This window comes from Bacillus sp. AP50, from assembly GCF_040492675.1.
GTDB lineage: Bacteria > Bacillota > Bacilli > Bacillales > Bacillaceae_G > Bacillus_A > Bacillus_A cereus.
On sequence record NZ_JBEUTW010000500.1, the window covers coordinates 1 to 5188 of the forward strand.

Here is a 5188-nt window from a genome sequence, read left to right on the forward strand (position 1 = left end):
AGTATATAATTAGAGAGTTGTTGTACTATCAATAAAACTCTATTAGAAGCAGGTGAAGATATGAAAGATATACGTATCCTTATAGCAGACGACGATAAAGAAATCCGAAATTTATTAAAAATATATTTAGAACGAGAATTATACATGGTAGACACTGCAATCAACGGCGAAGAAGCCTTGCATTTATTTAATCAAAATAAATATAACCTCGTTATATTAGATCTTATGATGCCCAAAATAGATGGAATCGAGGTATGTAAAAAACTTAGAGATAAAACTAACGTACCTATATTAATGCTCACAGCTAAAGATCACGAAGTTGATAAAATTTTAGGTTTAAGCATTGGTGCTGATGATTATATTACGAAACCTTTCAGCATTCACGAAGTAATTGCACGAGTAAAAGCTCTTATGCGGCGTTTTTTAGTTCTCGGAAGTAACAATACTGCTCAAGAAAAAACAACTTTATCTTTTAAAGGACTAACTATCAATTTAAATACATACACAGTTCATACAAACAAAGAAGAAATTAGCTTAACCGGAAAAGAATTGGAACTGTTAAAATTCTTTACTTCAAACCCAGGGCAAGTATTTACAAAAACACAGCTCTTCCGAAATGTGTGGGACGATAATTATATAGAAGATGACAATACCGTTATGGTACATATTCGAAAACTTAGAAAGAAAATAGAAATTGACCCTTCCAATCCAAAATTTATTCAGACTATATGGGGAATTGGTTATAAGTTTGTAGGTGAAAAGCTTGAAGACTGATAAAACCCTCTTCCTTATTTCATTACAACTTATCATTTGCGGGATTTTAAACATACAAATGGGCCCAAGATTAAAAATGTCTTTATTTATTATCCTTATCTTAATTACAATTTATCTCTTCTTTTCAAGAATACAATTCATTCAACATCGTAAAGCAATGGATACTAAATTAAGTCGTGTACTAAAAGGAAACTTACAAACGAGATTATTCACAAGCAATGACCACTCATTACATAATATCGTTTTTTCAATAAACGAGCTAATAGCTAAATTAGAGCAGGTTCAGATTGAAGCCAAAAGATCCGAGGAATCCAGAAAACAACTTTTGTCTAGTATCTCCCACGATATACGAACACCACTCACCTCCATCATCGGATATATAGATGCTTTGAAAGACGGAGTTGCTGCTTCTAAAATAGAAAAACAAGAATATCTTAAAATACTCTATATGAAATCAAATAACTTAAAGCACCTAGTTGATGAAATATTCAATATGGCGAAGCTAGACGCTAATGAATTTCCACTAAAAGAAGAAGAACTCGACTTTTCTGAAGTTACTAGAGAAGTTTTGATTGAATTTTTACCTGAGCTCTCAAAACATAACATCGAACTGCAAATTCTCATACCAGATTCTACTTGTCCTATCATCGCAGATCATCTAAGCATTATGCGGATTATCGGTAATTTAATGAAAAATGCAATTTATTACGGAAAGGATGGGAAAACAATAGGAGTCGAACTGCTAGAAGCTGATGCAGAATACAAACTTCATATTTGGGATCAAGGCCCTGGTATTCCAAAACATGATTTACAAAACATATTTGAGCGAATGTACCGAAGCGAACAATCAAGAAACTCTTCATTTGGTGGTAGCGGTCTCGGACTCTCTATTTCTAAAGCACTCGTTGAAAAAAATGGTGGGCATATATGGGTTGAAAGTACTCCATGGAAACGAACTACTTTTGGCTTTTCTATTCCAAAACACAATACTTTTAAGAAATAGTTAAGAAATGATTAATATGCAGTTAAGCCTTCCTTTTTATGATGTAAGTAAGAACTTATAGAAAGCAGGTGTCTCCTATAAATACAATTATAAAAACGACTAACCTTACTAAAGTATATGGCAATCAAAAATCAGTAGATAATTTAAATATTAATGTTCAACAAGGAGAGATTTATGGCTTCATAGGCCGCAACGGTGCTGGTAAAACAACAACCATTCGTATGCTGCTTAGTCTTATAAAACCTACAAGTGGAACGATTGAAATATTCGGAGAGAACTTATTCCAAAATCAAAAAGATATTTTAAGCAGAATTGGTTCTATAGTTGAAGTTCCAGGATTTTATGAAAACTTAACTGCAAAAGAAAACCTACTAATTAATGCAAAGATAATTGGGGTTCACAAAAAGAATGCTATCGAAGAAGCATTAGAAATAGTAGGCTTGCAGCATGAGACAAAAAAGTTAGTAGGAAAGTATTCTTTAGGAATGAAGCAACGCTTAGGAATTGCACGCGCTCTTCTCCATTATCCTGAGCTACTCATATTAGATGAACCAACTAACGGACTAGACCCTATTGGTATTAAAGAAATGCGAAAACTTATTCATTCTTTAGCTCAAGAAAGAAATATAACAATACTCATTTCTAGTCACATATTAGCCGAGATAGAACAGTTGGTCGATCGTATCGGAATTATTCATGAAGGAAAGTTACTAGAAGAAGTTTCTCTTGATACGCTGCGCAAAGCAAACCGTAAGTACATAGAGTTTCAAGTGAATAATGACGATAAAGCTGTGATGTTATTAGAAAATCATCTTCAAATTTTTGATTATGAAGTACATGATGAAGGAAATATTCGTATTTACTCTCATTTTGGACAACAAGGATACATAAACAGAACGTTTGTTCTTAATGGTATTGAAGTATTAAAAATGATGATAAGCGAAGATAGACTAGAAGATTATTTCACCAAACTAGTTGGAGGTGGAACAATTGGTTAATCTACTCTATACAGAACTCTTAAAACTAAAACGCTCTAATATGTTTTTAATTAGCATTATTGGTGCTGGTGTCGCACCTTTCTTAGTTGTAGTAGCCTCTTATATACATATAAAAACAAAACAGCCTACTCCAACTATTTGGTTCCATCAATTATTCACTGACGTTAACTTATATACTACTTTAGTTATAGGATTCCCCTTATATGGAGTAGTGGTTGCATATTTGCTTACCCGCGAATATGCAGAAGATACACTGAAAAATTTACTAACTATCCCCGTGTCGCGCATTAGCTTTATTATAAGTAAATTCATCATTCTCTTTCTTTGGATTATGATGCTAACTTTAGTCGCTTGGGCACTTACTTTAATATTAGGGCTATTGGGGAACTTCCCTGGCTTTAACATTTCTTTACTTTTAGGTTCTTTCCTAGAATTTTTAATATGTGGTGGACTTCTCTTTCTATTGTCTTCACCTATTGTGCTACTAACTCTTGTAATGAAGAGCTATGTACCGCCCATTATATTAACAGTCATTATTACAATGACTAATCTTATGCTCGTAAACTCCAAGCATAAAGATTTATTTCCGTGGACCGCTACTCTAGATATCGCAAATAACGAATTACAACCGACATATCCACCAGAGTATTCTTATATCATCATTGCAGTAACGACAATTTCCGGATTTATTGCAACACTATTCTATTTTAAAAAAGTAGACATTCATTAATTTGTAGGAGTGAAACTATGAGCGATATCATTATTGCCTTCATACTCGGTATTGTAGAAGGATTAGCTGAATTTTTACCTATATCCTCTACTGGCCATCTTATATTAGTCGGGCATTTATTAGGCTTTGAGGGAGAAAGAGCGAAAACGTTTGAAATTGTTATTCAGCTAGGCGCAATTTTAGCCATTGCAATTTTATATCATAAACGTCTCGTTTCTTTATGTAATATTAAGCCACTTCTACAGAAAGAAAAAAAATTCAACGCGTTCCATGTATTTCTTGGCGTATTTCCGGCAGTGGTTGCTGGTTTGCTACTACATGATATTATTAAAACATACTTATTCCAGCCATACACTGTTGTGATTGGACTTGTAGCAGGTGCAATTCTTATGCTCTTTGCAGAAGTAAAAAAGAAGGAGGCAGCAGCCTATTCACTGGACGATTTAACATACCGCCAAGCTTTAACAATCGGATTATTTCAGTGCTTAGCAGTATACCCTGGCTTCTCTAGAGCTGGCTCTACTATCTCTGGAGGTCTATTAGCAAAAGTAAATTATAAGACTGCATCTGAATTCTCTTTTCTAATAGCTCTTCCTGTAATGATTGGGGCTACAGGCTTAGACTTACTAAAAAGTTGGAAGTATTTAAGTGTCGATGACATCCCTATGTTTGCGGTAGGATTCATTACCTCTTTTATAGTAGCGATGCTAGCGGTAGTAACTTTTCTAAAGCTTTTAGAGAAGATAGGTTTAAAACCTTTTGCGTACTATCGTATTTTGTTGGCTATCTTATTTACGCTTTTCGTATTGCTATAGATTCATATAAGTCACATATTATTAAACTGATATTCAATTTAGAATATCAGTTTTTTCATCTATTTTAACTCTAGTATTACTCACTTCAATATGGCATAGTGATAATAAACTACCATTCATAATCTGAACGTTCTTTAAGTAACTACATCCTTTATCATAAAATGCAATTGGAAAATTAAAGATCCCATATATGTACAGAACATATTTACAAACTATATTCACTCCACATAGTATCTTTTTAATTTGCAACACACCGCTACAACTTTTAAATGAGTACAAAGACATACTAAATAAGTAAGTAAATTTCCTAGGAATTATAAAGAGACTAAATATGAATTAGAGTGAGGTAACGATAAAAATGAATCAATTAGCACAGACATATTGGGATACTTATTGGGGAAACAACAAAAAACCAGAATCTGTTACAGCTTGGCAATTTTGGGATGCCCCTAATTATCTTGCACAACTAGTAATTGACGGTATTAAAACCGCTACATGCTCCGGTCACATTTTTTATGAATTAGAACATGAATCACTACCGACTACTATTGATTATAGTATTATACTCAATAGTAATGATGAACCTGTAGCTATTATTAAGACAATAGAAGTAACTGTAACACCAATGAATGAAGTAAGCGAAGAATTCGCTATCGCTGAAGGCGAAGGAGATCGTACTTATAATTACTGGAGAGACACCCATGTTCGTTTTTTTACAAAGGAACTAAATGAGCTTGGTCTTAATTTCTCTGAAGATATGTTACTCGTCTGTGAGCGTTTTGAACTTGTTGATGTGAACAATAAAGTGAAATTTTAATAAACTGAGATTTACCAGCCATTCTTATTTTTATAAAACACAAAAAAGACG

Annotated in this window: 6 protein-coding genes; all 6 read left to right on the forward strand. The window is 33.3% G+C overall.

Features of this window, described 5'->3' with window-relative positions:
• Nucleotides 1–60 precede the first annotated feature (60 nt).
• Nucleotides 61–774 carry a response regulator transcription factor gene (locus ABWK52_RS25470; protein ID WP_000651991.1) on the forward strand — a complete coding sequence of 238 codons (714 nt, stop codon included), beginning with the start codon at nucleotides 61–63 and terminating at the stop codon, nucleotides 772–774.
• Nucleotides 764–1777, forward strand: coding sequence for a sensor histidine kinase (locus ABWK52_RS25475; RefSeq protein ID WP_141403053.1), 1014 nt, complete (start codon nucleotides 764–766; stop codon nucleotides 1775–1777). Before ABWK52_RS25470 ends, ABWK52_RS25475 begins: the two co-directional genes overlap by 11 nt.
• 68 nt (nucleotides 1778–1845) lie before the next feature.
• Nucleotides 1846–2775: an ABC transporter ATP-binding protein gene (locus tag ABWK52_RS25480; RefSeq protein WP_000074580.1), complete on the forward strand. Its 930-nt coding sequence runs from the start codon at nucleotides 1846–1848 to the stop codon at nucleotides 2773–2775.
• Nucleotides 2768–3505, forward strand: coding sequence for an ABC transporter permease (locus ABWK52_RS25485; protein ID WP_000247716.1), 738 nt, complete (start codon nucleotides 2768–2770; stop codon nucleotides 3503–3505). The genes ABWK52_RS25480 and ABWK52_RS25485 overlap by 8 nt, the downstream gene beginning before the upstream one ends.
• Nucleotides 3506–3522: 17 nt before the next feature.
• On the forward strand, nucleotides 3523–4320 hold the full coding sequence (gene uppP / locus ABWK52_RS25490; RefSeq protein WP_001279960.1) for an undecaprenyl-diphosphate phosphatase UppP: 798 nt from the start codon (nucleotides 3523–3525) through the stop codon (nucleotides 4318–4320).
• Between the two features lie 358 nt (nucleotides 4321–4678).
• Entirely contained in the window at nucleotides 4679–5137 is a 459-nt protein-coding gene (locus ABWK52_RS25495; RefSeq protein WP_001072424.1) for an ASCH domain-containing protein, read from the forward strand.
• Nucleotides 5138–5188 lie beyond the last annotated feature (51 nt).

Excerpts from the sequence above, each read along its gene's own strand:
- uppP (WP_001279960.1), top strand. The coding sequence starts at position 3,523 with ATGAGCGATATCATTATTGCCTTCATACTCGGTATTGTAGAAGGATTA.
- ABWK52_RS25470 (WP_000651991.1), top strand. The coding sequence starts at position 61 with ATGAAAGATATACGTATCCTTATAGCAGACGACGATAAAGAAATCCGA.
- ABWK52_RS25495 (WP_001072424.1), top strand. The coding sequence starts at position 4,679 with ATGAATCAATTAGCACAGACATATTGGGATACTTATTGGGGAAACAAC.